The sequence below is a fragment of the Pseudoalteromonas sp. SR44-2 genome (assembly GCF_014163745.1).
In the GTDB taxonomy this organism is placed as follows: domain Bacteria; phylum Pseudomonadota; class Gammaproteobacteria; order Enterobacterales; family Alteromonadaceae; genus Pseudoalteromonas; species Pseudoalteromonas distincta.
The window spans coordinates 1-26,850 of the sequence record NZ_JACJDW010000037.1; the positions used below are offsets into that span (position 1 = coordinate 1).

Sequence of the window (26,850 nt, forward strand, 5' to 3'; positions counted from 1 at the left end):
ATGAGTATGTTCGTTAATCATAATGTGCCCTCAAACAAGATTTGAAGATCTGATCATGAAATTGAGATTTAGTTCAAAAAAATCCCCGCTAATTTCTTAGCAGGGATTTGTGTATAAGAGACAGCAATTAGCGGCTTTTTTGTGTTCAATAAATAACTAATTTATTATTTACGTTTAGTAGGCTTAACACGTTGATTGTGTTTTTTAACTGCTTTGCGGATCTGGTTGATTTTAGCGCGTTTATCTTTGCGTTTTTCAGGCATAACAGAAAGCTTAGTTTGTGTCTCGCGCCCTAATTTAACGGTTTTGCGTAAGTAGTTTACTGTTTCTAAATCATACTCCATCCAACCACCTTGTGGCACGCGCTTATCAAGCTCTAGTTTACCGTAACGAATACGAATAAGACGAGATACTTCCGCATCTTGAGACTGCCATAAACGACGTACTTCACGGTTACGCCCTTCATTTAACGTCACGTTAAACCAGCGGTTAACGCCTTCGCCACCCATAGGGGTTACAGTCGTGAATTTGGCTGGACCATCTTCAAGCTCAACACCACGTAGTAAGTTTTTAACCGTTTCATTGGTTACTTCACCAAATACACGCGCAGAGTATTCACGCTCTACTTCATAGCTTGGGTGCATCAAGCGGTTAGCTAATTCACCATCATTAGTAAAAAGCATCAAACCCGAAGTATTAACGTCTAGTCGGCCAACCGCAATCCAACGCTCACCATCAATACGAGGAAGTCGGTCAAATACGGTACGACGTCCTTCTGGATCTTTACGTGTGCTTAACTCACCTTCTGGTTTGTTATACATAATTACACGACAGATTCTATCTGCTTTTTCTTCAATCTTTACAGTGTGTCCGTCTACACGAATTAAATCAGTTTCTTCAACACGGTCACCTAACTTTGCCACTTTACCGTTTACACTAACGCGGTTTGCATCAATGTATTTTTCCATTTCACGGCGTGAGCCTACGCCTGCACGGGCTAGGACTTTTTGTAACTTTTCACCTTGTATACTCATTCGGATGGTTCTCTCACAGAAGGATCACTTAATAACTGGTTAATTTTACTTTGCTGCTCTGTTGGCAGCGCAGGTAAGTTTTCAAGTCCAGTTAACGAAAAATAATCTAAAAATTGTTTAGTAGTTGCATATAAAGCCGGCTTACCCGGAACCTCTTTATGCCCTACCACTTTAACCCACTCTCTTTCGAGTAGGGTTTTAATAATATTCGAACCCGTAGTAACCCCCCTTACTTGCTCAATTTCGCCGCGTGTAATGGGCTGCCTGTATGCAATAAGTGATAATGTTTCCAGTAAAGCACGTGAATACTTAGGCGCGCGCTCTTGCCATAAATTATTTAACCAAGGGTTTAAACTGCTACATGCCTGAAAACGATACCCACTACCAACTTCAACTAAGCGAATACCACGAGTTTGAAAATGTTCTTGTATTGTATCTATTGCGTCGTTTATTCGCGCCATAGAAATAGCTAAATCTATTAATACAGTATCTTTAAGGTGGCGTTTACTCACAGGCTTATCTGCAACAAAAATAGCTGCTTCAATGATCTCAACTAGTTGTTCATCACTAATTCGCCGACCCGCCATAGACACTCTTAACAAATAAAAATACACAGCCATCTATTATGACAGAACAACGCCGAACTAGGAAAATATATCTACTAAATAACTAGATTTTAAACACAAAAAAGCCAGTGATTATCACTGGCTTCTAATTTGCTCTTTAAAACAACAAATATTAGCTGTGTTTAATGGCTTCTAATGCATCATCTTCAGCTACTGCGTTACCGTATTTTTTAATGTAACCCATAAACTCGCTTTTACTGATGCGCTTATCTTGGTTTTTATCCATGTAACCAAAGTGATTTGAAATATCATCATCGTTACCTTCAACTACCGAAATATAGCCATTACTGTCGTTATCTAAGCTTGAAAAGCTGCTTTCAATTTTATCGAATTTAGCGATTTCAGCTTTAAATGCCGACTCACTTACTTCAGAATCAGTGGCTACTTTACCATTGTTTAACTTCATGTAAGTGTTGAATTCTTTGCGGCTAATTTCGTTATCCATATTGGTATCAATATTTGAAAAATGACCCCAAATGCTATCGTCATCAGCTTCAACTTTTGAGATGTAGCCATCGCTGTCATTATCTAAACTTGCAAAGTCACTGTCTATTCTTTCAAGACCTTGATTAGATGAACAAGCCGCTAGGCTTAATGATGCTAAAATAGTGGCTGCTAATGTTAACTTTTTCATAAGACGTATCCTTCGTAATTAATTAAATGTCACTTTAACTAATACAAATCCAATGCCAATAATAGTTAACTCATAAGAATCAACAACTTAATCTTGATCGGTGTATTTATTAAACAGTTTCAATAAGTTAAGCTTGCAAGCTTTGCAAACAACCTTGTAATTTTTGCAAAAAAATACCCGGTAAAAAACCAGGTATCTCAATTTTAGTTATATAGTTCAGCTAATAATTAGATTGCTGCGTTTTGGTAGCGTTTAACAAACTCAGTAACGTTTTGACCATTACATTTTAATGAGTTTAAGTTACCAATTTTTTGACGAACAGGTGCTAAACCTTGTTTTAAAGCCGTCATACATAATTGAGTTTCTTGTTGAGCGTCTTTTGCAAATACTTCTACTTTCTCAACTGATGCGTTGCTTAATGTCGTTTTTTTAGCAATATCGCGAATATCTTCACCATTACATAAAATGCTTTTAGAAAAACGAGATAAGTAAACACCGTGCTGAGCAGCTTCTTTACGAGCAACACTAAAGCCTTCGTTTGCGCTTAGTACACATAACTTAGACTCAATTTTATTATCTTGACTGAAGTAAGTATTGCTTTGTGCTGAAGCAGTTGCAGATGCTAATAAAGCAGTAGCTAAAAGTAGTTGTGTTTTCATGAGAGATCCTATTTGAACGAGCTAAACAAGTGAATTTCGCGCATTATATATTCAATAAAGTTAAGTTCAATTGAATTTTTTATTTATTTAAAAAATTAATACTGCATTTACAATGTTTAAACTTTACCCACCAATTGATCAACATTTGCGCAGCTATTTTCTCATTTCAGTCATGTTATGTACGCGTATTTACTGATACAATTTAAGCTATTAAATAGAACCAATTTTAAGGTAAATTTTATGAAAGTGATTTCTTTCAATATCAATGGTCTGCGTGCTCGTCTTCATCAATTACAAGCTATTATCGACAAACATCAACCAGACGTTATTGGCTTGCAAGAGATTAAAGTTCATGACGAAGCATTCCCACTTGAAGATGTACGAAAAATGGGATATCACGTCTACTTTCATGGCCAAAAAGCCCATTATGGCGTAGCTATGTTATGCAAAAAAGAGCCTAAATCGGTCTTAAAAGGCTTTGCTACCGATACAGAGGAATCGCAAAAACGCATGATAAGCGTCACTGTTGAACAAGAGAACGGTCGCGACCTTACTGTCATGAATGGCTATTTCCCACAAGGTGATAACATTAATCACGAAACTAAATTTCCTTATAAACGCCAATTTTATAAAGATTTAATGACACACCTTGAAACCAACCACACACCCGATCAAGACGTCATCGTTATGGGCGATATCAACATATCACCCACCGATTTAGATATTGGTATTGGCGAAGTTAATGCAAAGCGTTGGTTAAAAACGGGTAAATGTTCTTTTCAACCGGTAGAGCGTGAATGGCTTGCAACATTACTTAATTGGGGCTTTAAAGACACCTTTAGAGAACAAAACCCAGAAACAGACGATCAATATTCGTGGTTTGATTATCGCTCTAAAGGGTTTGTAGATAACCGAGGACTTCGAATAGATGTAGTACTTGCGACTAATGAGCTCGCAGCACGCTGTATAGATACTGGTATTGATTACGAACTGCGCGGTATTGAAAAACCCTCAGATCATGCCCCTATATGGTCAACATTTAAGTAATTACTATGCTCAGCATAACAATACAAGGGCTACTTTGGGCTCTTGTAATTATTATTGCCCTACTAAGCTTTGATAAAAAAACATACAAAACATTGCTTAATACGCCAGCCCGTCAAACTGGTGTTCTTGCATGTGCGTTAGTATTTGCAGTGCTTTGGCGAATAAAAGCAGGAATTTTAACTGGCCTTGATCTACACATATTAGGCGTTACAGCCGCGACATTAATTTTAGGCTGGCGATTGACTATTTTAAGTAGCCTACTTGCCACAGCGCTATTAACTGCATTTGGTCAAATTGAACTTGAACTGTTACCAGTACAACTGCTTATTGGTGCGTTTATTCCTATTTTATTGAGCTATCTTGGCTTTATAATTAGTTACCAGTATTTACCTCGTCATTTTTTTGTTTATATATTTGTTTGTGCGTTTATAACTGCAGGATTTATAGCCTGTATAAAAATAAGCCTAGGTGCTCTATTTTACTTAGCTATAGGGCAATACAATTGGCAAGAACTTGCAGATAACTACGTTTATTTAAGTGCCATAATTTGGTTTCCTGAAGCAATGCTCAACGGCATGGCTATAACAATTATGATCACCTATCGCCCGCATTGGGTAAAAACTTTTTACGATAAGGACTACCTGGACTCATGAGTCTACAATATCAATGCCCGCTATGTAACCTCGCACTTTTGAAAGCTGATTCAACACTTCGTTGTGCTAACAACCACAGCTTTGATTTTGCCAAAGAAGGCTATGTTAATTTACTGCCAGTACAACAAAAAAATTCAAAACAACCGGGCGACTCCCTTGAAATGGTGCAAGCTAGACGCGCATTTTTAGAGCGTGGGTACTACCGCTTTTTACAACAAAATCTTAGCGAGTTAGTCGGTCGAATAAGCGCGAATACGGTTATTGATTTAGGATGCGGTGAAGGTTTTTATACCCAAGCAATAGCAAGTAAAACAGACGCTATAGTGTACGGTGTCGATATTTCAAAATCTGCCGTTAAATATGCAGCAAAGCGCTATCCTAAGTGCCATTTTAGTGTTGCATCAATTAGCCAAGCGCCTTTTGAAAGCCAATTTGCTGATGTACTTATTAGTGTATTTGCGCCTTTGTTTGAGGAAGAACTTGAACGTCTAGCTAATAAAAACGCAACATTAGTGGTAGCAAGCCCAGGCCCTTATCATTTAAAAGAGCTAAAATCGTATATATATTCAGAAGTAAACGAACATACTGAAATAGCCACGCCAAAAGGGTTTCAAAAATCAGAACAGACTCTTTTAACAGAGCATGTAGCGCTTAGCTTTACTGATATTAAAAACTTAATAATGATGACGCCATTTGCATGGAAATTTAGACCCGAGCACTGGACAGCACTCGAAGAAAAAGGTGAACACAATGTCACCTTATCATTTTATATTACTCAGTTTACCAAAATAGATAATGGTATAACCTGCTAAAACTGCTCTTTAGTAAATGCTCTATCCATTTTTTCAAACATATCTTTAAGTAAGTTAGCAAGCTCCATATAACGGGGCTTGTTTTCACTTAACTGCGTTTGATATCCATTAGCCGCCATTTTAGTGTACAGCTCGTTGTACCATTTTTGCATCGCAGGATCTAAAGGCGTTTGCGCTCGTTTACCTAACCAAAATAAACCTTGTAAAGGTAACGATATAAAGAATAATGCACTCGTAATAGCTTGCGGTAAAAAATCAGAACCTAAGTAATTAAGCTGAAAAAACAACGTTAGCATAGCCAAGATTGGCATTACTGTAATGGCAAGCTCAGTCGCTCTAATCACTCTAAACTCTAAAAACAAAGGCGCAAGCTCTTTACGCATTGGCCATTTTTTACCATACAAACGGCCTGTTTGTAGTTGTGACATCACACTTTTTTGCATCATGACTCCTCACAGATACTGCTTTTAAATACAATAGAAAACGAGCTATACCCAAAGTGTAACACAAAATGAGGGAGTTACACTTTCTCAGTAAAAGAGCTTAAATTTACCCTTTAATGGCGAACAATCCTAACTTAAACATCATAAATAAGGTAAAATATTTAACATTGAGTTAACCACTTTGCAGTTGAACATTTAATTGTTTTAGCCTTATTTAATACCGTAAGTGTAACTATCACGTATTAACGTTCACTTACTAAATTTGTTTATGGAAATTGAATCTATGCCAACAACCTCCCCTGAATCCCAACATGTTTTAGTTTTAAACTGTGGTAGCTCTAGTTTAAAGTTTGCCATTATTGATGCAAACGACGGTCACGAAATTATATCAGGCCTTGCTGAACGCTTGGGAGCCAAAACCCCCTCCATTAAATACAAATTTAATGGAGCTAAGACGGTTATCGACTTAGCGGCTAATCAAGCACATGCTGAGGCTATAAATTCGCTTGTAAGCTTAATAAAGGATCATAACCTTGATGAGCACCTTATTGCTGTTGGGCACCGTGTTGTTCATGGCGGAGAGCATTTCACAAAGTCAGTCTTAATTGATGAAGATGTAATTAACGGTATTACTAAAGCCTCTTCTTTAGCGCCGCTACATGGTCATGCGAACTTGTTAGGTATTTCATCTGCACAAGCTTCATTTATAGGTTTACCGCAAGTAGCAGTATTTGACACAGCATTTCATCAAACTATGGATGAAGTTGCCTACCTTTACGCCCTACCCTATAAGCTTTATACAGATTACGGTGTGAGACGCTATGGTATGCATGGCACAAGTCATTACTATGTAGCAGGACAAACTGCTAAATTATTAAATCAGCCTATAGAGAAGAGTAATTTCATTAGTGCTCATTTAGGTAATGGCTGCTCTGTTACTGCAATAAAAAATGGTAAAAGTGTTGATACTAGTATGGGTTTAACGCCATTGGCAGGTATTGTTATGGGTACTCGCAGTGGAGATATTGACCCCGGTTTATTTAATTTTTTAACCACACAGCTTAGTTACAACGCTCAGCAAATAGATAATTTATTAAACCAAGAAAGCGGCCTACTAGGTATTAGCGAACTCTCTAACGATTGCCGAACGATTGAAGAAGCCGCTGTTGCCGGACATAAACAAGCACGTTTAGCGCTGGATATTTTTTGCTACCGACTAGCCAAACAAATTGCAGCTTACATGGTACCATTACAACGTTTAGATGCACTTATATTTACTGGCGGCATTGGCGAAAACTCCGATATCATACGTGAAAATGTCATTAATCAATTAGCCTTTTTAGGATTCAGTTGTGACCAGAAGAGCAATCTTGATGCACGTTTTGGTAATCAAGGTATTATTAGTTCAGCCAATACTTCACCCAAAGTGGTAGTAATGCCGACCAACGAAGAGTGGGTTATTGCACTTGATGCCGCTAACATCGTAAAGGAGCTTTAATATGGCACGTCGTATTATGTTAATTCCTGTGTCTACCGGTGTGGGTTTAACGTCGGTATCAGTTGGTTTAGTTCGCGCTCTTGAGCAAAAAACAGTTAAAGTTAACTTTTTTAAACCCATCGCTCAGCCTCGTTCAGGCGAAACTGGTCCTGAAAAATCAACACAAATAGTCACTCAAGGTTCACCTATTAACCCACCCACCCCTTTTGCTCTTGATTATGCTGAGCAAATGATTGGCGACGGTAAAGGTGATGATCTACTAGAGGAAATTGTTGAACGCTTTGAAAGTAAAATAAACGACGATGAAGTAGCTATTATTGAAGGTATGGTGCCTACTCGTCGCCAACCTTATGCTGGGCGTGTAAACCGCGAAATTGCGCAAACACTCGGCGCTGAAATTGTATTTGTACTTACCCCTGGTAATTACACCATTACTCAAATAGAAGACCGCCTAGAAATTGCAGCAGGTAACTACGGTGGAATCGATCATCCTCGTGTACTGGGTTGTATTTTTAATAAAGTAAATGCGCCACTTGATGAAGAAGGCCGTGCACGCGCCGATTTAGTCGATGCTTACAAACCTGAAGAACTTGAAAACGAGTTAAATCGTTTAGCGTCTTTACCTATTTTTAAAAAAAATCCGTTTATGTTGCTTGGCGCAATCCCGTGGGATTTTGACTTAGTAGCGCCACGCGTAAAAGACTTAAGCGCGTATTTAAAAGCAACAATAATTAACGAAGGCGATATGCTTCATCGTCGCCTGCGTCGTATCACTTTTTGTGCTCGTACGGTTTCTAATATTTTAAATTATTTTACGCCAGGGGCTTTATTAGTAACACCGGGCGATCGCTCAGACATACTTGTTGCTGCGTGTTTATCTGCTATGAACGGCACTAAACTTGGCGCTATATTACTCACGGGTGGCTTTGAGCCAGAGCCACGCATTATGGCTTTGTGTGAACAAGCCATGCAAACCGGTTTACCAATACTCGCAACCGATGCCGACACATGGCGCACATCACTATTACTGCATAACTTTAATATGGAAGTACCAAATGATGATGACCAACGCATTGAAAAAGTAAAAGATCACAACGCAGAACATATCAATTCAAGCTGGCTCGATACTCTAGCTCAAAGTGTAGGCAAAACGCGTAAGTTATCACCACCTGCATTTCGTTATTTATTAACCGATAAAGCACGTAAAGCAGATAAAACCGTAGTATTACCAGAAGGGAATGAACCTCGTACAATTAAAGCGGCTGCTATTTGTGGTCAACGTGGCATTGCTAAAACTATATTGCTTGGCGATCGCGAAGAAATAATGCGTATTGCACAGCAGCAAGGTATTGAGCTAAACGAACATGTAAGTATCATCGAGCCAAAAAGTATTATAAATGATTATATTGCGCCTATGGTCGAAATTCGTAAAAGCAAAGGCCTAACTGCCGTTGTAGCACAAGAGCAACTACAAGATAACGTCGTACTTGGCACAATGATGCTTGAGCAAGGTAAAGTAGATGGTTTAGTATCGGGCGCGGTTAATACCACTGCCAATACAATTCGCCCGCCCCTGCAGTTAATTAAAACAGCGCCAGGATCATCGCTGGTATCTTCCGTATTTTTTATGCTGCTACCTGACCAAGTGTTAGTTTACGGTGACTGTGCTATAAACCCCGACCCTAATGCTGAACAACTTGCTGATATAGCGATTCAATCTGCCGACTCTGCAGCTGCATTTGGCATAGAGCCACGTGTAGCAATGATAAGCTATAGCACGGGTACATCAGGTACGGGTGCCGATGTTGAAAAGGTACGTGAAGCCACAAAAATAGCAAAACAAAAACGTCCTGATTTAATTATCGACGGCCCACTACAATACGATGCCGCTATAATGGAAAATGTAGCACTTAAAAAAGCACCTAACAGCCCTGTAGCTGGTAAAGCGACTGTATTTATATTCCCAGATTTAAATACAGGTAATACAACATATAAAGCAGTACAACGCAGTGCCGACTTAATAAGTATCGGCCCTATGCTTCAAGGTATGCGCAAACCCGTAAACGACTTGAGCCGTGGTGCATTAGTCGATGATATTGTGTATACAATCGCCTTAACTGCAATTCAGGCAGCCCAAGCAGAAGCGCTAATAGCACATTAAACACAACGTGTGCTTTTTATAGCCTAGCTATTATTTATTTAATAATTAACTAGTTAGGCTATTTATACCCTGCAACCCCCATACTTATCCACAGAAATTGTGGGTAAGTTTTTAATCTCTATTAAAACCCACTTCCAAATGCTCATTTTAGTCACGCTTACACCTTTAACTTGAAGGCAATAATCTATACTATAAAGCTATCAATAATGCTGTATCGCAGGCGTTTAATGTCAAAACAAACATTACAATTACACAGCACGGTTTTATCTATTCACAGTTTAGATGTTGACGCCGATATACCTGCGGCGCTACTCAAGCTTCCTTTATTTTTTATATCTAAAACCCAGGATGAACTATCTATTGTTTGCCCTAGTAGCTTTGAAATAGAGAGTTTAGATACCGAATCTGATTGGCAAGCACTTGAGGTGGTTGGCCCACTTGGTTTTTCGCTGACCGGAATAATGGCTAATATATCGGGTGTATTAGCACGCGCTAAAATTTCTATTTTTTCAATCTCAACCTACGATACCGATTATATTTTAGTAAAAAAACAAACGGCCTCACTAGCACTTAACGCCTTAAAAAAAGATGGTTACAACGTGGTGGCCCAATAGCATATGAAAGCACAAACAATTGAATATCTAGCACTCAATAAAACGCCTCGTAGTGCCATCCTTATTACAAGCCCATTTACAGGTAAAGTAATACCGCTTCAAGAGCACCCCGAACCTATTTTTAGGTTTGGTATTCTCGGTCCTGGTATTACTGTAAAGCTCAGTAGCCACAAAATTTTAGCGCCGTTTGATGGCACGTTATTACAAGTAAAAAACGCAGGTACTGAGTTTATTTTACAGGCTAAAAATGGTTTAAAAGTTTTAATCAACTTAACTATTACCGGTTCGCAATCAATTACACATACTCATATTGCACAATTAAATGGTAGTGAAATAAGTAAAGGCCAGCGCCTCGCTTATTTTGATTTACGCGAACTAGAAACGCCTATGCTGGCCAGTTTAATCTTACTTAACGGCCATAATCTCGGCACATTTCATTACTCACATTCGCATGTAAATGCGGATGTAGATACCTTATTAACTATTATTAAGAAGAACTAAATTTATGATCACTCTATACGGTATTAGCAATTGCGACACGATAAAAAAAGCAAAAAAATACTTAGCCGACAACAACATCGAATTTACGTTTCATGATTACCGCAAAGATGGCGTAAATGAGCAAATGGTAAGTGATTTTGCAGATAAACTCGATTGGGAGCAACTCGTCAATAAACGTGGCACCACTTATCGCGCACTAACTGATGAGCAAAAACAGAGTTTAACTAAAGAAAGTGCTATCCCATTGTTAGTTGAACAACCTGCAATGATCAAACGCCCAGTACTTATTAACAATGGCAGTTACCATTTAGGTTTTAAAGCAGCCCAATACGATGAGATATTTAAATCATGAAAGATGATGTAATTGCACTCGCCCAAGCACTAATACAACGTGAGTCAGTAACGCCCGAAGATGCTGGCTGCCAACAGATGATGAACGACCGCCTTGCTGCGGTTGGTTTTAATATTGAGTCATTATTTTTTACCGACACATTAAATACATGGGCTCGAAAAGGCACACAATCACCGCACTTTTGTTTTGCAGGCCACACTGATGTTGTGCCAACAGGCCCTGAAAAAAATTGGCAACACCCGCCGTTTTCAGGATTAATAAAAGACGGTTTATTACATGGGCGCGGCGCTGCCGATATGAAAGGCTCGTTAGCTGCAATGCTTGTTGCAACCGAGCGTTTTGTTACTAAACATCCAGATCATAAAGGCTCGATTTCTTTTTTAATCACCTCCGACGAAGAAGGCCCGTTTATAAACGGGACTACCCGTGTAATTGATACGCTAGAGGCGCGCGGTGAAAAAATTGATATGTGCCTAGTTGGCGAGCCTTCATCACGGGATGTATTAGGTGATGTTGTTAAAAATGGCCGCAGAGGTTCACTTACCGCTTTTTTAACCGTTAAGGGTGTACAAGGGCATGTCGCCTATCCACATTTAGCACAAAACCCAATTCACCTAGCAACCCCTGCCCTTACTGAGCTTAGCCAAACGGTGTGGGATAACGGAAATGAATACTTCCCTGCTACCAGCTTTCAAATTTCAAATATTAATAGCGGCACAGGTGCAGGCAACGTGATCCCAGGTGAGCTAGAAGTACAGTTTAACTTTAGATTTAGCACGCAAGTGACACATGAGCAATTACAACAACGTGTAAATGACATACTACAAAAGCATAACTTAAATTATGAATTAAGCTGGATAGTAAATGGCTTGCCTTTTATTACCGAGCACGGCCCACTTGTTGATGCCACAGTAAAAGCGATTAAATCAGTAACCGGTTTAACCACAAACCTAGAAACTACCGGCGGCACATCAGATGGTCGCTTTATTGCACAAACAGGTGCTAAAGTAATTGAACTTGGCCCATGTAACGAAACTATTCATAAAGTAGATGAATGCGTAAGTACCGATGATTTAATAGCCCTTACCGACATTTACGAGCAAATACTAGAGCAACTTTTAGCATAATGGATGTAACTAAACCAACATCGATAATGTGTATCACAGGGCAAAGTGATACACATTTAACTGACATACAAAATCATCGCTTGCACAGCGCTATTATTAGCGACTTTTTAGCGCTGCAAAGTGCAGCTAAAAAAGCGGGATTTGATCTTACTATTGCCTCAAGTTTTCGCGACTTTGAACGCCAGTCAATTATTTGGAATAATAAGTTTTTAGGTATTCGACCTGTTTATAATAAACAGCAAAAGGTTGTAGATTTAACTAAATTAAATGATGTAGATAAATGCATAGCAATAATGCTCTACTCTGCACTACCTGGCGCAAGCAGGCACCATTTAGGGACTGACTTAGATGTGTTTGATAAAGCTGCGGTCAGTGATGATTATAAGCTACAGCTAACACCTGATGAATACTTGCAAGGTGGGCCGTTTGCACCTTTGAGTAATTGGCTTGATACTAACTTAGTTAAATTTGGTTTTTATCGCCCTTACCAGCATGATTTAGGCGGCGTAGCACCTGAGCTTTGGCATATAAGCCATATTAAGCAATCACAATTATTAGTGAATAAACTTAGCGAGCAAGTACTTTTTGAATGCATAAAAAACAGTGAACTACAGGGTAAGCAGGCAATACTTGATAACTTACCTGCTATTTATAAACGCTTTGTAACAAACGTAAGCCCACACCTAAAAGAAGGTTAGGTTTTATTAAGCCTTCTTTTTATTTAAAATAAACACTAGCACGGCCCCTAATATTAACGAGCTTGCTACTATAAACTCCATTGTTACCTGCTCTGATAAAAACAAAACACCAGCAATGGCAGCAAGTACCGGCACACAAAGTTGCACAACCGCAGCTTGGGTACTTTTAAGTAGTGGCATTGCTACATACCAAACACTATAACCAACTCCAGACGCTATTGCCCCCGAGGCACACGCAAGTAACACCCCTTCAATACTCATATTTTTTAAATAACTCATACCTACAAGTAATAAAACAGGGATAGCAACTAAGCTTCTTATAAAGTTAAACCCAGTAGTACGCAGTGGCGATACGCACACTTTACCGCGAATACTGTAAATACCCCATGCCACACCACTGAGTGCCATAAGTGATGCACCTAATAATGAAGGCACCGCTGCAGATGGCAGCATTAAATATACAAAACCAGATAACGCCACTATAAATGCACACCACTGAAGCAGGCTTAATTGCTCTTTTTGATAAATACCCCAGCCAATCATAGTAAGTTGCACAGCAGAAAATAAAATTAGTGCACCGGTACCGGTATCTAGCTCTACGTAGGCAATCGAAAAACAAAGCGCGTAAACAAGCAGGCTAATACTGCTTCGCCAGCTTCCTCTGTCATTTAAAATAGCGGGATTGAATGTGCCTTTACGTTTTAAATTATGGGTATAAATAGCCATTATAATGCCCAAACATGCAGCCCCGCTGAGTAAGCGAATAACAGTAAAGTTCCAAGCATCTATATAACCTTCTGCTAAGGCCATTCTGCAAAAAAGAGAATTTGCAGCAAACGCAATTAAAGCAATTGCTGTGTATATGGTGGCTTTCAAAAAAATTCCTTCGCAACGAAAAATAACTATATTGTTTAAACTGACTCGCTAATTAACCAACCACGTTCAAGCCATTGATTAATTTTAGTAATTAAAAACCCAGCGATTTGCTCGCCTGGGAGTTCATTTAAACAGGATTGACATAACTGTGCAAAGGGTGTGTTTTGTTTTAATAAACTCAGTAAGCGGTATTCTTGTGCATCAACGCTTAAATATTGTGTACGCCTTTGAGCATCACGTGCTACAACCCAAAAGCGAGGTTCTGAGACTCTTGGCTCTGGCGGTGTTTGCTTTTGTTTTATTGCCTGCCAACTTTCAACCGCCAACGTATTAAACACAACTAACTGAACACTTGGATGTAATTTTAATAGTAAAGTTGGCCATTGCTGAGGTTCAATACTTTCAAGCTCTGACACATTAAGTAATGTTTTATCGCTTGCATCAAAAGTATTTAGTAATAGTCGTTCAAATTTGGCTATATCTGCAAGTATGGGGTAATCACTAAAAGGAGTATTAGCGGCTAAATAATCTGGTAGTTTCTCTGCAAAAATTCGTAGTGACGTATGAGTTGAAGGATATAAAGCTAAATAACCATCAACCATCATCTCAAATAAATCATCACCTAAGTAAATGCCCAACTGTTCGTGATCTTGCTCAATCACGGCTCTTAAGCGAATTTTATAAGCGCTTTGATAAATAGAAAGTCGCTGTTGTGTATTTAACTGCCCTTGCTGCGCAATTTGCTCGCTAATACCCGAACTTTCACCTTGCAGTAAATTCATAAACTGTTGTTGCAGCTTTGCTAAATCACTCATGATCTTATATCCCAAAACGGTTTCACTAGCGTTTTAGCATGCTCAAGCTCAGTAATTAAATCATCAAGGGAGCCAATATTATCATCGCGTTCAATCATGGTACTTACCGGATTTAATGTTTTTGCATACTGAGTATATAAGTCCCATACCGCATCGGGAACATCTTCATCGTGAGTATCTATAATATGCGTACCAAAGTCTTGATGTCCTGCTAAGTGTATTTGTGCAATAGCAGAACTCGGAATAGCTGATAAATAATCCATTGCATTAAAGTCGTGATTTCGTGCACTTACATAAACATTATTTACATCCATTAAAAACTTACAGCCTGTTTGCTTATGTAATTGCGCTAAGAATTCCCACTCACTCATTTGTGAATCGTTATAGGTTAAATAGCTCGATACATTTTCAAAAATCATTTCGCGCCTTAGGTAGTCCTGAACTTGCGAAATTTTATTTGCTAAATGATCAAGCGCCTCTGAGGTGTAAGGCATTGGTAGTAAATCGTGGCTATTAATACCGCCCACTTGGGTAAAACATAAATGATCAGACACCCACTGCGGCTCAACCCTCGCAATTGTGTTTTTTAACTGATTTAAGTAGTCCTTATTAATAGGGTCAATACTACCAATCGACATTGATACCCCATGCATAACAATCGGATAATCTGCTCTTATTTTATTTAAATAATGCCAAGGTTTTCCACCGGCTACAAAATAGTTTTCTGAAATAATTTCAAACCAATCTACAGCTGGTTTCTCTGCAATAATTTGCTCAAAATGCGGGGCTCTTAGTCCTAAACCAAAACCTAAAAAACGATTTGTCATAAACTTCCTTAATAAGCCTGAATAATAAACACATCGTTCAGGCTTATTTTATGCGTTCGATAAATTGGTATTAGCTACCTACAGAACCACCAATATCACCACATGCTTTTGCAGGCATTGATACAAAACCGGTGCCTTTACATGATGCATGTCCAGCACAAGCATTATTAGCAGTCTTACAATCGTTATGACCGCCACACACATTTACATCGTTACAATGTACTAAATCTGCTTTAGCTACACTGCCAACCCATTTATCTTTTACTGTACCGCCAACGTCAGCACATGCTTTTGCAGGCATTGCTACAAAACCAGTCCCTTTACATGACGCTTGACCTGCACATGCATTCTCAGCTGTTTTACAATCGTTATGGCCACCACATACATTCGCATCATAACAATGAACTAAATCAGTTGTTGCGCCATTATTAGCAACTGCACTTGATGTTGCCGTTTCTGCCTCTGTTGCATTACAACCAACTAAACCTGCTACCATTACAGCCATTGCTGCACCTGTAAACTTTTTCATTTTTTAATTCCTCTGAGTGATATAACTCTTAGCAAGACCGCTAAAGCGAAAATACTATTTCAGTGGAGTTGATAATAAACCAAAAAAATTCACACTTTGTTCACTAGTGTCACTTTATATTTCTTTATTAGCAGGCAGTTTTACTCTACGATTTTTTACAATATTTCACACATTTAGCTAAAAATAGTATGTTAATGTATACAGGTAAATTAAGAGGAGTGCTCAGTGCGCCGCAGTATAATTTTAAGCTTTTGTTTTATTTTAAGTGGGTGTAGCACAATGGGTTTTAATGACCTGTTTAATGACTATGCCACGCAAATGACACCAATAAGAAATGCGATCGAGAAAAATAATATCGAAGAAGCGCAATCCCTTATTGCTAATAATAGCACCCTGCACAGCAGCTACTTACTCAACCAACTTGAGCAAGCTCGTTTAAACGACTTAGCAAATACGCCAGATGATGCACAAAGTAAATTTGAGAACGTGTATACGCAAATGCAAAAAAAACGTGAAGCCGCCAAAATACAAGTTAGTGCGGGCCTTGAACAAAGTAACGCTTTATTTACCAACGACTCAGCAATAACTTATGTGCCACCCGCTTACGAAATGAGCATGCTTCATAGTTATAAAGCACTTAACTACGTGTATAAAAATGATGTTGAAGGCGCATTGGTCGAAATTCGCCGAGCTAATAAAGTACAAGTTGATGCGCTTAGCGAGAATGGAGCAGAAGTAGACTCAACCGTTAAAGAAGCTCAGCAACACTACCCAAGCATGAGCAATGTAACCAGAAACATAAAAAATGGCTTTCAAAATGCCTACACATTTTACTTATCTGCTTTGCTTTACCAAAGTGCTAAACAATACGACGACGCCTATATCGATTATAAAAAAGCATTGGCTATACAACCTAACAATATTTATTTACAGCAAGATGTAATGCGCCTTGCTAAAAAACAAGGGTTTGACCAAGATCTAAATGAATTTAAAAAACGCTTTGGCGATACGCCCACTATTTCTTCATCACAAGGCGAAGTAATTGTTTTATTTGAACAAGGATTAGTACCAAAACAAGATGAATTTAAGTTGCGCTTGCCAATTTATTCATCACGTGGCGATGCACGCTTTTACAGCTTGGCGATGCCGGTATATAAAGATAATGCCTATGTGCGCCGCCTTAACAATATAAATATAGATGCACAAAGCTTGGCGCTTAGCCCACTGGTACACATTGAAGCACTTGCAGCTAAAACTTTAGAAGATCAAATACCTGCAAAAGTCGCTCGCCAAGTACTTAGATTAGTAGCTAAAGAGAAAGTGCGGGCAGAACTTGCTCGCAGTGCCGGTGATGTAGGTAACATACTTGCTAATATTTATAATTTGGCGTCTGAGCAAGCTGATACACGCAGCTGGCTCACACTTCCAAATCAAATAAGTGTCGCAAGACAAAGCCTAAATACAGGTGAGCATTCTGTGCATATAGGCACACAAGCACCTATAAATTTTACCATTAGTAAGCAAGGGTTAACGTTAATTTACTTAACCTCTATTAATAACTACTTTAATTATCACGTAGTTCAACTTTAGGAGTCATCATGAAATACATAGCGCCATTATTAGCAGCCTTAATGCTCAGTGCATGTTCCAGCCAACCGGTTACATCGGGTATTTCTGTTGAACAAAATAAAAACCAGTTTAATGAGCAATTACGTGTAGATAACCCAGAGCTTAGTAAAAAGCTGGCCATTACTGATGTGAAAACACGTCAAACCAACCAGTTAACCGATGTAGTAGTGACACTTTCGAGCCAGTATAAAAAATCACAATATTTGCAGTATCAGTTTAATTGGTTTGATAAAGACGGCTTTGTAATTAAAGGCAACCATTCACCTTGGCAAGCACTCACCTTATTTGGTTTTGCAAAAACACAATTACCGGGCTTAGCACCGAGCTCTGATGCGGTTACCTTTTCTTTAGCAGTAAGAGAAGTGTCTACCGAATCACAAGAATTTAAAGATTAAAGGAAACAACCATGATCATCAGTAACAAATTTAAAACAGTATCAACTTACGCTTTAGTTGGCTTGAGCGCTTTAGTATTAAGTGGCTGTGCTAATAAAGCCGTGGTAAGTTATGGCGATGCACAAGCAGTAGAAACAACCGATATTAATTTTGGCTCTACCGACTTACAAAAAGTAGCGAGCCAAATGACCGATTCATTACTCAGCTCACCCGTTGTTGGCACAATGACCGCTAATAAACGCCCTGTAGTATTTGTTGAGCGTATTAAGAATAAAACTAGTGAGCACATTGATACTGAATCAATCACCGATTCAATCTCAACGCAAATGCTACGCAGTGGTAAGTTCCGTTTTGTAGATATGACGCGTGTTGAGTCAGTACGTGAGCAATTAACGTTTCAAAACGAAGATGCCCTTGTTAACGCTGCAACAGCCGTTGCATTTGGTAAACAAATTGGCGCGCAATATATGTTATACGGAAATTTATCGAGCATAGTTAAATCAAACGCTGATAAATCAGATGTTTATTACAAATTTACAATGCGCTTAATGGATATGGAAAGCGGCCTAGTTGAATGGGCAGACGAAACTGAAATTCGTAAAACTAAAGAAAAATCAACCTTTGGCTGGTAGTTACTAAGCCTTTACGGGCTAATAAGCCCATAGAGGCTACCAATAGGAGATTATTATGAAAGCAATTACTGTAATTATGTGCGCTTTACTTACAATAAGTGCGCCTACGTTTGCTAAATACGAGCGCAATAAAGCAGTCCCTGTGCAGCAAGTTTTATTTGGTGACGTAAAATCGGTACGCAATATTACCGAACAAGAAATCATTCAAGACAAAAACAACGGCTGGGAAACCTTCGGCGGTGCATTACTCGGTGGTGTTGTAGGCAACCAGTTTGGTGGCGGTAGCGGCCGCACAGTAGCAACAATATTAGGCTCGGTAATTGGCGGCAGTGTTGCACATAATAGGCAGCAGCAAAGTCATTATCAGCAAAATCATTTTGTAGAGTTATTAATACAAGTTGAAAACGGCGACCAGTTTATGGTTGTTCAAGATCAAGACCAATCAATGCGCTTTAGCAAAGGTGACAACGTAAGGTTAGTATACTTGAACGACAACACGGTGCGTGTAGATAAAGCGTATTAGGCCGTGCTGAACTTTGGTGGACGAATTTGCAGCAGAATGTTTGGTGTTTCGACAAAGCGGAACCTATGAACGGTAGTTGTTCCCCATAAATAGGCGATAACGCAGCATAAATGCCAAACATGCGCTGCCCGAAGGGTTCTGCCTAGCGGCAATTAACTCTTTGTTGCCTACATGGATGTGGGTAAGGGGCGCGAGCAGGACGCGGAAGCTTTGCTCGGTTTTTACTTAGCCCACTAGGTTACAAACCTCGCGTCGCGATTTAATCGCCCCTAGATTGAACAAATTTCAATCCACAAAGATCAACACGCCCTGCCAATATATTCATGACTAATGTAAAAAACGAGCCAAATATGGCTCGTTTTTTTATTTTTTAAATAACTATACTTGGCGATAGTCTTTAAAAAAGCGCTTCATTTTTAACATCGCATCCGATAAATCATCTTTGCTTGGTAAAAATACCAATCTAAAATGATCCGGCTCGGGCCAATTAAACGCCCTGCCATGTACAAGTAATATTTTTTCAGCTTTTAGCAAATCGTACATCATCTTTTCATCATCTTTAACGTTAAAAAGTGCTGTATCTACTTTGGCAAACGCATAAAGCGCGCCTTTAGGTTTTTTACAACTAATGCCTTCAATAGCGTTTAACCCGCGCCATGCTATATCGCGCTGCTCGTATAAGCGCCCGCCTGGGTTAATTAAATTATCAATTGATTGCACGCCGCCCAACGCTTGTTGAATTGCATATTGCGCAGGTACATTGGCGCACAAACGCATAGATGAAAGTATTTCAAGACCTTTGCGTAAATCATCCATTACAGAGGTACGACCGCTTAGCACCATCCACCCCATTCTTAGCCCCGCTGCACGGTAGGTTTTAGCTAAACCATTAAAAGTAATGATTGGTACATCATCACACAGTGAGCCGATTGAAGTATGCGTTATACCATCGTATAAAATCTTTTCGTAAATTTCATCGCTCAATAAAAGTAGTTTATGTTCACGCGCTATATCAATTAATTGCATTAACAAATCGTCACTGTAAACCGCACCTGTCGGATTATTAGGATTAATTAATACCAAAGCTTTAGTTTTAGGTGTTATTTTGCTTTTTATATCTGCAATATCCGGAAACCAATCTTGCTCTTCATCACATAAATAATGCACCGGATTACCACCCGATAATGTAACAGAAGCAGTCCAAAGTGGATAATCTGGAGCTGGAATAAGCACTTCATCGCCATTATTTAATAGCGCTTGGGTGATCATCTGAATAAGTTCGCTTACGCCATTACCAATATATATGCTATCTACATCTAAATTATGTAATCCACGTTGTTGGTAGTGCTGATAAATAGCCACGCGGGCTGAATAGAGGCCTTTAGAGTCACAGTAACCTTGGGCTGAATATAAGTTGCGGATAATATCGCGGTGCATATCTTCTGGCATATCAAAACCAAAAGCAGCCGGATTACCTATATTCAATTTTAATACTTTTTGACCTTCGTCTTCCATTTTTTTAGCTTGTGCTAAAACCGGCCCACGAATGTCATAACATACACCTTCTAATTTGTGACTCTTTTTAATATCAGACATTTTTACCTCTTTAGGGCGTATTGACTTTATGGATTAAATTTGTTCAACCTAGGGGTGATTTAATCGCGGCGCGAGATTTGTAACCTAGTGGGCTAAGTAAAAATTGAGTAACAAAGAGAAAATAGCCCCTAGGAAGAACCCTCTGGGCAATGCGTGTTTGGATTTTATGTGTTGTTATCGCCTATTTATGTGGAAAAACCACACTGCATAGGCTCTGCCTAACCTAAAAACCAGACACTGGTTGCAAATTCAATCCCGAAAGATCAACACGCCCTAGTGAGTCTTTAGACTAACCTAGTAAAGGCGTAAAATGCCAGTCAATTTAGGTGCTTAATACTGAAATAAATTCACGTTTCAGCTTCAATAATTAACGAGATGCTAACCATTCATTTAGCTTAGCTTGAGAGCCTGTTACTTGAGCCATTAAGCTATTAGATGCGTCGATAGCTTCAGCTAAGTTATCTAGGTTTAAGTTTTGTTCAATAACACGCGATACTTCAGCAAGGCTTGAAGCTCCAAACTGCGCCGCATTCGATTTTAAGCTATGGGAGTGGCGAATAGCTGCTTCTTTATCTTTACCAATGGTTGCTAACACTTCTGAGCCCAAACGTTCAAACTCTGAGCAGCAAAAATCAAGTGTATCAGCAAACTGCTCACCCAATAACGATTCCATACTCTCTAATGCTGATGTATCAATATTTATTTCTGTCATATTTTAAGCCCTTAAAACAATCCATGTAAGTTACAGTTTAATAGTACTACTTTATATTGATGCGTAAAAAAAACCAACTTAATTACCTTATAAATGTATAATTGCGAGGATCATACTGGCAACAAAAAGTTTATTAAATGGCACGCACACTTTGTAATCATTGTAACTTTTCACTAAACACCTGTATTTGCAACGCAATTACAAATATAAACAACAAAGTTACGGTTATTATTCTACAGCACCCGAGTGAAGAAAAAATAGCAAAAAATACCGCTAAACTACTCAATTTATGCCTAAATGATTGCCAAATAATCAAAGGCGAAAATAATGATGACTTTTCCATACTAAAAACACTGCCAGTAAGCTCAACTGTTTTACTCTACCCTAACGAACACGCTGTAAATTTAGACGATAACACTGAGCAGCCAAATGTAAAAAACATCACCCATTTAATCGTGGTTGATGGTACATGGAAAAAAGTCTACAAAATTTTGCAGCTCACCACATTACTAAATCAATTTAAAACGGTCAGTTTTAAACAGCTACCTAAAAATCGTTATGCTATTCGTAAAGCTCCTCGGGCCGACAGCCTATCCACACTTGAAGCTGTAGCGCATAGTTTGTTTTTAATAGAGCAGCTAAATCCCGCACCACTTTATAATGCGCTAAATGAATTAATACAAAAACAAACCCAACACATGCCTGAGCACGTAAAAGCACGTTACTTAGATTAAATTCGTTACTATATGAAACTTGCAATGCGTAACTACCCTAACAGACTAAAACGTGGCTTTACTCGCCAAGGACCCGACTATCGCTTTGACGACCAAGTCGACTTTAGCGATATAAGAGATACCTTCGGCTTTAGGTCAATGGTCGTTGGTAAATGGGTAACTAAAGAAGAGCGCTACATTAGCGCCAATTTAATTTACGATGCACTGGCGGATCTTGCGCAAATACTGCATTTACCGCCCAAAGCTATTGGCCTGCGCGGCAAGCTTAACTTTGCATTTGGCCATGGCGGCCAAAAAGGTGTGCAAGCGCATTATAATGCAGCCTCTCAAACGCTTGCTCTTGCAAAAAATGCAGGCGGTGGTGCACTTGCCCACGAATGGTTTCATGCATTTGATCATCATATAAGCGAGCATTTATTTGCAGCAAAACCCCGCTTTGGCTTTGCCTCAAAATTATGGCTTTCAAACACGCCTAATTTATCGCATCCACTTAATAATGCTTTGAACAGTTTTTATAAACATGTATTTTTAGATGAAGATGGTATTGATGCAAATAACTTTGTACAAACGTGTATAGAACACGACAAAGCCCATAATATGAATTATATGAGCATGCCAGAAGAGCTTGCAGCCCGGTGTTTTGAAGCCTGTATTGAAGGCCACACATATATAAAAAATAGCTTTTTAGTGGGAGGCTTAAAAAGTAGTAATTTAATATACCCAAACAGTGAGCATATTAATAAAGCAAATGAAGCGCTTAACCAGTATTTTGAACTACTGGGTTATGCGCTTCATAAAATAGACGAGTAATGCCTATATTTGGTGATTATTTATCATCACTAATACGGCTTGCTACTGCGCTGCTTTGATCTTTATATTTTGCATCTTTACGAATATTGTATGGGTTTTCACATGGTCCCGATAACATCTCAAAGCTCATAGCACCAATTTTCATCAGTGGGCGTAGTGCCAGTGGTAATTTACCTGAGTTGTAAAACTCTAAAACAATATTGCCACTCCAGCCTGGGTCTATTCGATGCGCGGTTACATGCACCATTAAACCCAAACGCGCAAGCGATGAGCGTCCATCTAACCAACCTACTATATCTGCTGGCAACGTAACTTTTTCATGGGTAATAGCTAGTGCAAGTTCACCTGGGTGTAAAAAGAATGCTTCACCTTCATCAAGCACTATTTCTTCACTCATGATCGATTCCATGGCTTTATTTAACTGATCTTTTGGACCACTTAAATCGACGTATGCTGCATTATGCGCATTAAACGTTCTAAATTTATTACCCAAGCGTAAATCGGCCGTTACACCTGAAATCATCTCGCTCGTTGGTGCAGGCTCAATAACTATGCGGCCATCACTTAAGTATTCTTTAATATGTGTGTCTGAAAGTCTCATTATTTATTAATCTTCCGTAATCACAATTTCAATTGCATTGTGATGCTGTTGATAATAAAGCGTGCTGGCTATTAACCTTGCTGCTGCGCTGTATGTTTTGCTTATTGCGGCATCGTTATCGCTTGCAATAAGTTTACCTTGCTCAGAATACTCGCGTATATCTATTGCAAGTGGAATATGGCTAAGTACAGGCACGCCGTGCTTATGCGCCAGTTTTTGTGCACCGTCTTTACCAAAAACGTGGTTAGCTTCACCACAGTGAGTGCAAATGTAGTGACTCATATTTTCTATTAAGCCAAGCACCGGTACGTTTACTTTATTAAACATAGCAATGCCTTTTTGCGCATCGGCTAGCGCTAAATCTTGCGGTGTAGTGACAATAACAGTGCCGCTAGCGGGTACTTTTTGGCTCATTGTAAGCTGAATATCACCGGTGCCCGGTGGCATATCAACAATTAAGTAGTCAAGCTCGCCCCAATCGGTTTCATTAAGTAACTGGCTCAGCGCGCCTGACGCCATTGGTCCACGCCATACCGTGGCATCATCGCTTGGAACTAAAAAGCCAATTGACTGCGCTTTAATGCCATTTGCATTAAAAGGCTGTAGCTGTTTGTTATCTTTAGTGACGGGCTCTGCGCCCACTAATCCTAAAAGCATTGGGATAGATGGGCCATAAATGTCAGCATCTAAAATACCCACCTTTGCGCCTTCATTTTTAAGCGCGCCTGCCAAGTTAACAGCAGTAGTCGACTTACCTACTCCACCTTTGCCTGAGGCAATAAGTACAATATGTTTAATCGCTTTAAACTTAGCCGCCTCTTTAATGATAATCTTGGCGCTAATTGTTACAGGCACATTTAAGCTTTCACTTACGTGTTGCTCAACTAAAGGCATTTCTGATTGCCCAGCAAATGGCAGAGTTAATTTAATGTGTAGTGATTTATCGTCATTTTGAGTAATAGTATCAATGAAGCTTTCATCAATACCGACGGCAAAAGCAGCACTACGATATGCCGCTAAGGCAGTTATAATCGGTTGTTTTTGCACCGATTTAGAAGAGAATAGTTTCGACAGTCCAAACATAGCAATTAAATAGCGTTTCTTTGATGAAAAGTGCCACGGAATTATGTAACATTCAGGGCATTAACACCAGTCAATTAATAAAAATCCATAAGCTGTGCGCACTCTAAGCAGATAGCTTGTAGATAAATTAATGATAATTGCCGTTTGTATAATAAAAACGGCGTTTTATCCTCAATTCGGAATGATTATGACGCAGCGAAAGATCCTGATTACCAGCGCATTACCTTATGCAAATGGCCCAACTCACCTAGGTCATTTATTGGAATATATTCAAACTGATATTTGGTCACGTTTTCAAAAACTACAAGGCCACGAAGCTTATTATGTTTGCGCAGACGATGCCCACGGCACGCCAATTATGCTTAATGCGCAAAAGCAAGGGATCACGCCTGAAGAAATGGTAAAACAAGTGAGCATAGAGCGCCAACGCGACTTTGCTGACTTTAATATCAAATTTGATAACTACCACAGCACCCACAGCCAAGAAAACAAAGAATTAAGCGAACTTATTTATAACCGCCTAAACGATGCCGGTCATATTAAAAAGCACACTATTTCGCAATTATTCGATCCAGAAAAAGGTATTTTCTTACCAGACCGCTTTGTAACAGGTACTTGCCCAACGTGTAAGTCTGAAAACCAAAACGGCGATAGCTGTGATTCGTGTGGTGCTACATACAGCCCTACCGAACTTATTAACCCGCGTTCTGTAATGTCAGGTGCTGAGCCTGTACTTAAAGATTCTGAGCATTACTTTTTTGACCTGCCAGCATTTGAAGACATGCTAAAAGAGTGGTTACACTCGGGAACTATTCAACAAGAAATGGCTAACAAGCTAGACGAATGGTTTACCGATGGCTTGCAACAATGGGATATTAGCCGTGACGCACCTTACTTTGGTTTTGAAATCCCAAATGCACCAGGCAAATATTTTTACGTTTGGTTAGATGCACCTATTGGTTACATGGCGAGTTTTAAAAACCTATGTGACGAAAAAGGCCTCGACTTTGATGCGTTTTGGGCTGAAGGTTCAGACGCAGAGCTTTATCACTTTATTGGTAAAGACATTATCTACTTCCACAGCTTATTTTGGCCAGCAATGCTAGAAGGCGCTAATTTTAGAAAGCCAACTAACGTATTCGCTCATGGTTTTGTAACTGTAAATGGCGAAAAAATGTCTAAATCAAAGGGTACGTTTATTAAAGCGCGTACTTATTTAGATAACTTAAACCCAGAATACTTACGTTACTACTACGCAGCAAAATTAAGCAGCGGTATTGTTGATCTTGATTTAAATCTAGAAGACTTTGCACAGCGAGTAAATTCAGACCTAGTAGGTAAAGTAGTCAACATAGCAAGCCGTTGTGCTGGCTTTATTACTAAAAAGTTTGATGGCAAGCTAAGCAGCACTATTAAGCAACCAGAGCTGTTAGCAGAGTTTCAAGCTGCTGCACCTAGCATTACAACACACTACGAGAACCGTGATTACAGCCGCGCAATTCGCGAAATAATGGCGCTTGCCGACAAAGCAAACCAATTTATTGATGGCGCAGCACCTTGGGTATTAATTAAAGACGAAACTAAGCAACAAGAAGCACACGAAGTGTGTTCTCTTGGTCTTAACTTGTTCCGCGTTTTAATTACATACCTAAAACCCGTGCTACCAGGAATGGCTGATAACGTACAAGCGTTTTTAAATGACGACCTTGCATGGGACGGCGTTCAAAATGCACTAGTAAGCCACCCTATCAATAAATTTAAACCGTTAATGCAACGTGTTGAAATGGATAAAGTGAACAAAATGGTTGAAGAATCTAAAGAAAGCTTAGCACCAAAAGTAACAATTGACCCTAATAGCCCACTTGCAAAAGAGCCGATTAGCGACGAGATTGAGTTCGATGATTTTGCAAAAGTAGACCTACGCGTCGCTAAAATTGCTAAAGCAGAACACGTAGAAGGCGCAGATAAACTACTTAAGCTAACACTTGATTTAGGCGGCGAAACTCGCCAAGTGTTTGCGGGTATTAAATCAGCTTACGCACCTGAGGATCTTGAAGGCAAGCTAACCGTTATGGTTGCTAACCTTAAGCCTCGTAAAATGCGCTTTGGTATGTCTGAAGGCATGGTATTAGCAGCAGGTCCTGGCGGAAAAGAAATTTATATTCTTAACCCAGATGACGGCTCAGAGCCTGGTATGCGCGTAATGTAATATTACTCATACAATAAAAA

At 39.2% G+C, this 26,850-nt stretch carries 30 protein-coding genes; 17 read left to right on the forward strand and 13 right to left on the reverse strand.

Features of this window, described 5'->3' with window-relative positions; all coding sequences use genetic code 11:
* Positions 1 to 164: 164 nt before the first annotated feature.
* The 4 genes from rluB to H5115_RS17270 all read right to left on the reverse strand — a co-directional run bounded on the left by rluB (position 165) and on the right by H5115_RS17270 (position 2,953).
* Positions 165 to 1,034, reverse strand: a complete 870-nt coding sequence (gene rluB / locus H5115_RS17255; RefSeq protein WP_138488964.1) for a 23S rRNA pseudouridine(2605) synthase RluB — start codon at positions 1,032 to 1,034, stop codon at positions 165 to 167.
* Positions 1,031 to 1,621, reverse strand: coding sequence for an SMC-Scp complex subunit ScpB (gene scpB / locus H5115_RS17260; protein WP_182756498.1), 591 nt, complete (start codon positions 1,619 to 1,621; stop codon positions 1,031 to 1,033). The genes rluB and scpB overlap by 4 nt, the downstream gene beginning before the upstream one ends.
* A gap of 151 nt (positions 1,622 to 1,772) precedes the next feature.
* Entirely contained in the window at positions 1,773 to 2,294 is a 522-nt protein-coding gene (locus H5115_RS17265) for an EF-hand domain-containing protein (RefSeq protein WP_002959711.1), read from the reverse strand.
* A 227-nt stretch (positions 2,295 to 2,521) separates the two neighbouring features.
* Positions 2,522 to 2,953, reverse strand: coding sequence for a hypothetical protein (locus H5115_RS17270; protein ID WP_007582577.1), 432 nt, complete (start codon positions 2,951 to 2,953; stop codon positions 2,522 to 2,524).
* Between the two features lie 240 nt (positions 2,954 to 3,193).
* Here H5115_RS17270 and xthA point away from each other — a divergent pair, with 240 nt between their 5' ends.
* From xthA to H5115_RS17285, 3 genes are read left to right on the forward strand one after another with little or no spacing between them, the layout of a single operon-like run.
* Positions 3,194 to 4,000, forward strand: coding sequence for an exodeoxyribonuclease III (gene xthA, locus H5115_RS17275; RefSeq protein WP_182756500.1), 807 nt, complete (start codon positions 3,194 to 3,196; stop codon positions 3,998 to 4,000).
* 5 nt (positions 4,001 to 4,005) lie between these two features.
* Positions 4,006 to 4,653, forward strand: a complete 648-nt coding sequence (locus tag H5115_RS17280) for an energy-coupling factor ABC transporter permease (protein ID WP_182692884.1) — start codon at positions 4,006 to 4,008, stop codon at positions 4,651 to 4,653.
* Positions 4,650 to 5,465 carry a putative RNA methyltransferase gene (locus H5115_RS17285; protein ID WP_182756502.1) on the forward strand — a complete coding sequence of 272 codons (816 nt, stop codon included), beginning with the start codon at positions 4,650 to 4,652 and terminating at the stop codon, positions 5,463 to 5,465. Before H5115_RS17280 ends, H5115_RS17285 begins: the two co-directional genes overlap by 4 nt.
* On the opposite strand, the gene yfbV is transcribed toward H5115_RS17285, so the two are convergent.
* Positions 5,462 to 5,908 carry a terminus macrodomain insulation protein YfbV gene (gene yfbV / locus H5115_RS17290; RefSeq protein WP_182756504.1) on the reverse strand — a complete coding sequence of 149 codons (447 nt, stop codon included), beginning with the start codon at positions 5,906 to 5,908 and terminating at the stop codon, positions 5,462 to 5,464. The two genes, H5115_RS17285 and yfbV, sit on opposite strands and share 4 nt — an antisense overlap.
* Positions 5,909 to 6,191: 283 nt before the next feature.
* On the opposite strand from yfbV, the gene H5115_RS17295 reads away from it, so the two are divergent.
* The 7 genes from H5115_RS17295 to H5115_RS17325 all read left to right on the forward strand — a co-directional run bounded on the left by H5115_RS17295 (position 6,192) and on the right by H5115_RS17325 (position 12,859).
* Complete coding sequence (locus tag H5115_RS17295) at positions 6,192 to 7,406, forward strand: acetate kinase (protein WP_182756506.1); 1,215 nt, start codon at positions 6,192 to 6,194, stop codon at positions 7,404 to 7,406.
* Position 7,407: 1 nt separating this feature from the next.
* Complete coding sequence (gene pta / locus H5115_RS17300) at positions 7,408 to 9,567, forward strand: phosphate acetyltransferase (protein ID WP_002959697.1); 2,160 nt, start codon at positions 7,408 to 7,410, stop codon at positions 9,565 to 9,567.
* A gap of 227 nt (positions 9,568 to 9,794) precedes the next feature.
* Positions 9,795 to 10,181, forward strand: coding sequence for an ACT domain-containing protein (locus tag H5115_RS17305; protein WP_002959696.1), 387 nt, complete (start codon positions 9,795 to 9,797; stop codon positions 10,179 to 10,181).
* A gap of 3 nt (positions 10,182 to 10,184) precedes the next feature.
* Positions 10,185 to 10,682, forward strand: coding sequence for a PTS glucose transporter subunit IIA (locus H5115_RS17310; protein WP_002959694.1), 498 nt, complete (start codon positions 10,185 to 10,187; stop codon positions 10,680 to 10,682).
* Between the two features lie 4 nt (positions 10,683 to 10,686).
* Positions 10,687 to 11,034 (forward strand): ArsC family reductase, encoded by a 348-nt coding sequence (locus tag H5115_RS17315; RefSeq protein ID WP_002959693.1) that lies wholly within the window; start codon positions 10,687 to 10,689, stop codon positions 11,032 to 11,034.
* Positions 11,031 to 12,161, forward strand: coding sequence for a succinyl-diaminopimelate desuccinylase (gene dapE, locus H5115_RS17320; RefSeq protein ID WP_182756508.1), 1,131 nt, complete (start codon positions 11,031 to 11,033; stop codon positions 12,159 to 12,161). Before H5115_RS17315 ends, dapE begins: the two co-directional genes overlap by 4 nt.
* On the forward strand, positions 12,161 to 12,859 hold the full coding sequence (locus H5115_RS17325; RefSeq protein ID WP_182756510.1) for a M15 family metallopeptidase: 699 nt from the start codon (positions 12,161 to 12,163) through the stop codon (positions 12,857 to 12,859). Before dapE ends, H5115_RS17325 begins: the two co-directional genes overlap by 1 nt.
* A 6-nt stretch (positions 12,860 to 12,865) precedes the next feature.
* Here the strand turns inward: H5115_RS17325 and H5115_RS17330 are convergent, their stop codons facing one another.
* The 4 genes from H5115_RS17330 to H5115_RS17345 form a co-directional block, all read right to left on the reverse strand.
* Positions 12,866 to 13,735, reverse strand: coding sequence for a DMT family transporter (locus H5115_RS17330; protein ID WP_182756512.1), 870 nt, complete (start codon positions 13,733 to 13,735; stop codon positions 12,866 to 12,868).
* Positions 13,736 to 13,770: 35 nt separating this feature from the next.
* Positions 13,771 to 14,550 carry a DNA-binding domain-containing protein gene (locus H5115_RS17335; protein WP_182756514.1) on the reverse strand — a complete coding sequence of 260 codons (780 nt, stop codon included), beginning with the start codon at positions 14,548 to 14,550 and terminating at the stop codon, positions 13,771 to 13,773.
* Positions 14,547 to 15,377, reverse strand: coding sequence for a DUF692 domain-containing protein (locus tag H5115_RS17340; protein ID WP_182756516.1), 831 nt, complete (start codon positions 15,375 to 15,377; stop codon positions 14,547 to 14,549). Before H5115_RS17340 ends, H5115_RS17335 begins: the two co-directional genes overlap by 4 nt.
* Before the next feature lie 70 nt (positions 15,378 to 15,447).
* Positions 15,448 to 15,906 (reverse strand): hypothetical protein, encoded by a 459-nt coding sequence (locus tag H5115_RS17345; protein ID WP_149602810.1) that lies wholly within the window; start codon positions 15,904 to 15,906, stop codon positions 15,448 to 15,450.
* Between the two features lie 225 nt (positions 15,907 to 16,131).
* On the opposite strand from H5115_RS17345, the gene H5115_RS17350 reads away from it, so the two are divergent.
* Genes H5115_RS17350 through H5115_RS17365 form a run of 4 tightly spaced genes read left to right on the forward strand, consistent with a single transcriptional unit; the run spans position 16,132 to position 19,085 of the window.
* Entirely contained in the window at positions 16,132 to 17,496 is a 1,365-nt protein-coding gene (locus H5115_RS17350) for a COG3014 family protein (RefSeq protein ID WP_182756518.1), read from the forward strand.
* Between the two features lie 8 nt (positions 17,497 to 17,504).
* Positions 17,505 to 17,930 (forward strand): YcfL family protein, encoded by a 426-nt coding sequence (locus tag H5115_RS17355; RefSeq protein ID WP_182756520.1) that lies wholly within the window; start codon positions 17,505 to 17,507, stop codon positions 17,928 to 17,930.
* Between the two features lie 11 nt (positions 17,931 to 17,941).
* A complete protein-coding gene (lpoB, locus tag H5115_RS17360) occupies positions 17,942 to 18,562 on the forward strand; it encodes a penicillin-binding protein activator LpoB (protein WP_182756521.1) in 621 nt (206 codons plus the stop codon).
* A 55-nt stretch (positions 18,563 to 18,617) separates the two neighbouring features.
* Positions 18,618 to 19,085: a glycine zipper 2TM domain-containing protein gene (locus tag H5115_RS17365; protein ID WP_182756523.1), complete on the forward strand. Its 468-nt coding sequence runs from the start codon at positions 18,618 to 18,620 to the stop codon at positions 19,083 to 19,085.
* Between the two features lie 378 nt (positions 19,086 to 19,463).
* On the opposite strand, the gene H5115_RS17370 is transcribed toward H5115_RS17365, so the two are convergent.
* Positions 19,464 to 20,681: a pyridoxal phosphate-dependent aminotransferase gene (locus H5115_RS17370; RefSeq protein WP_182756525.1), complete on the reverse strand. Its 1,218-nt coding sequence runs from the start codon at positions 20,679 to 20,681 to the stop codon at positions 19,464 to 19,466.
* A 367-nt stretch (positions 20,682 to 21,048) separates the two neighbouring features.
* On the reverse strand, positions 21,049 to 21,393 hold the full coding sequence (locus tag H5115_RS17375; protein ID WP_002959674.1) for an Hpt domain-containing protein: 345 nt from the start codon (positions 21,391 to 21,393) through the stop codon (positions 21,049 to 21,051).
* Between the two features lie 137 nt (positions 21,394 to 21,530).
* Here H5115_RS17375 and H5115_RS17380 point away from each other — a divergent pair, with 137 nt between their 5' ends.
* Both H5115_RS17380 and H5115_RS17385 read left to right on the forward strand, forming a co-directional pair.
* On the forward strand, positions 21,531 to 22,127 hold the full coding sequence (locus H5115_RS17380) for a tRNA-uridine aminocarboxypropyltransferase (RefSeq protein WP_182756527.1): 597 nt from the start codon (positions 21,531 to 21,533) through the stop codon (positions 22,125 to 22,127).
* A 24-nt stretch (positions 22,128 to 22,151) separates the two neighbouring features.
* On the forward strand, positions 22,152 to 22,937 hold the full coding sequence (locus H5115_RS17385) for a CLCA_X family protein (protein ID WP_182756543.1): 786 nt from the start codon (positions 22,152 to 22,154) through the stop codon (positions 22,935 to 22,937).
* 16 nt (positions 22,938 to 22,953) lie between these two features.
* Here the strand turns inward: H5115_RS17385 and dcd are convergent, their stop codons facing one another.
* Together dcd and apbC are read right to left on the reverse strand one after the other, a co-directional pair.
* Positions 22,954 to 23,538, reverse strand: coding sequence for a dCTP deaminase (gene dcd / locus H5115_RS17390; RefSeq protein ID WP_002959670.1), 585 nt, complete (start codon positions 23,536 to 23,538; stop codon positions 22,954 to 22,956).
* A 6-nt stretch (positions 23,539 to 23,544) separates the two neighbouring features.
* A complete protein-coding gene (gene apbC / locus H5115_RS17395) occupies positions 23,545 to 24,621 on the reverse strand; it encodes an iron-sulfur cluster carrier protein ApbC (RefSeq protein ID WP_182756529.1) in 1,077 nt (358 codons plus the stop codon).
* Positions 24,622 to 24,808: 187 nt separating this feature from the next.
* On the opposite strand from apbC, the gene metG reads away from it, so the two are divergent.
* Entirely contained in the window at positions 24,809 to 26,830 is a 2,022-nt protein-coding gene (gene metG, locus H5115_RS17400; RefSeq protein ID WP_182756531.1) for a methionine--tRNA ligase, read from the forward strand.
* Positions 26,831 to 26,850: the final 20 nt, after the last annotated feature.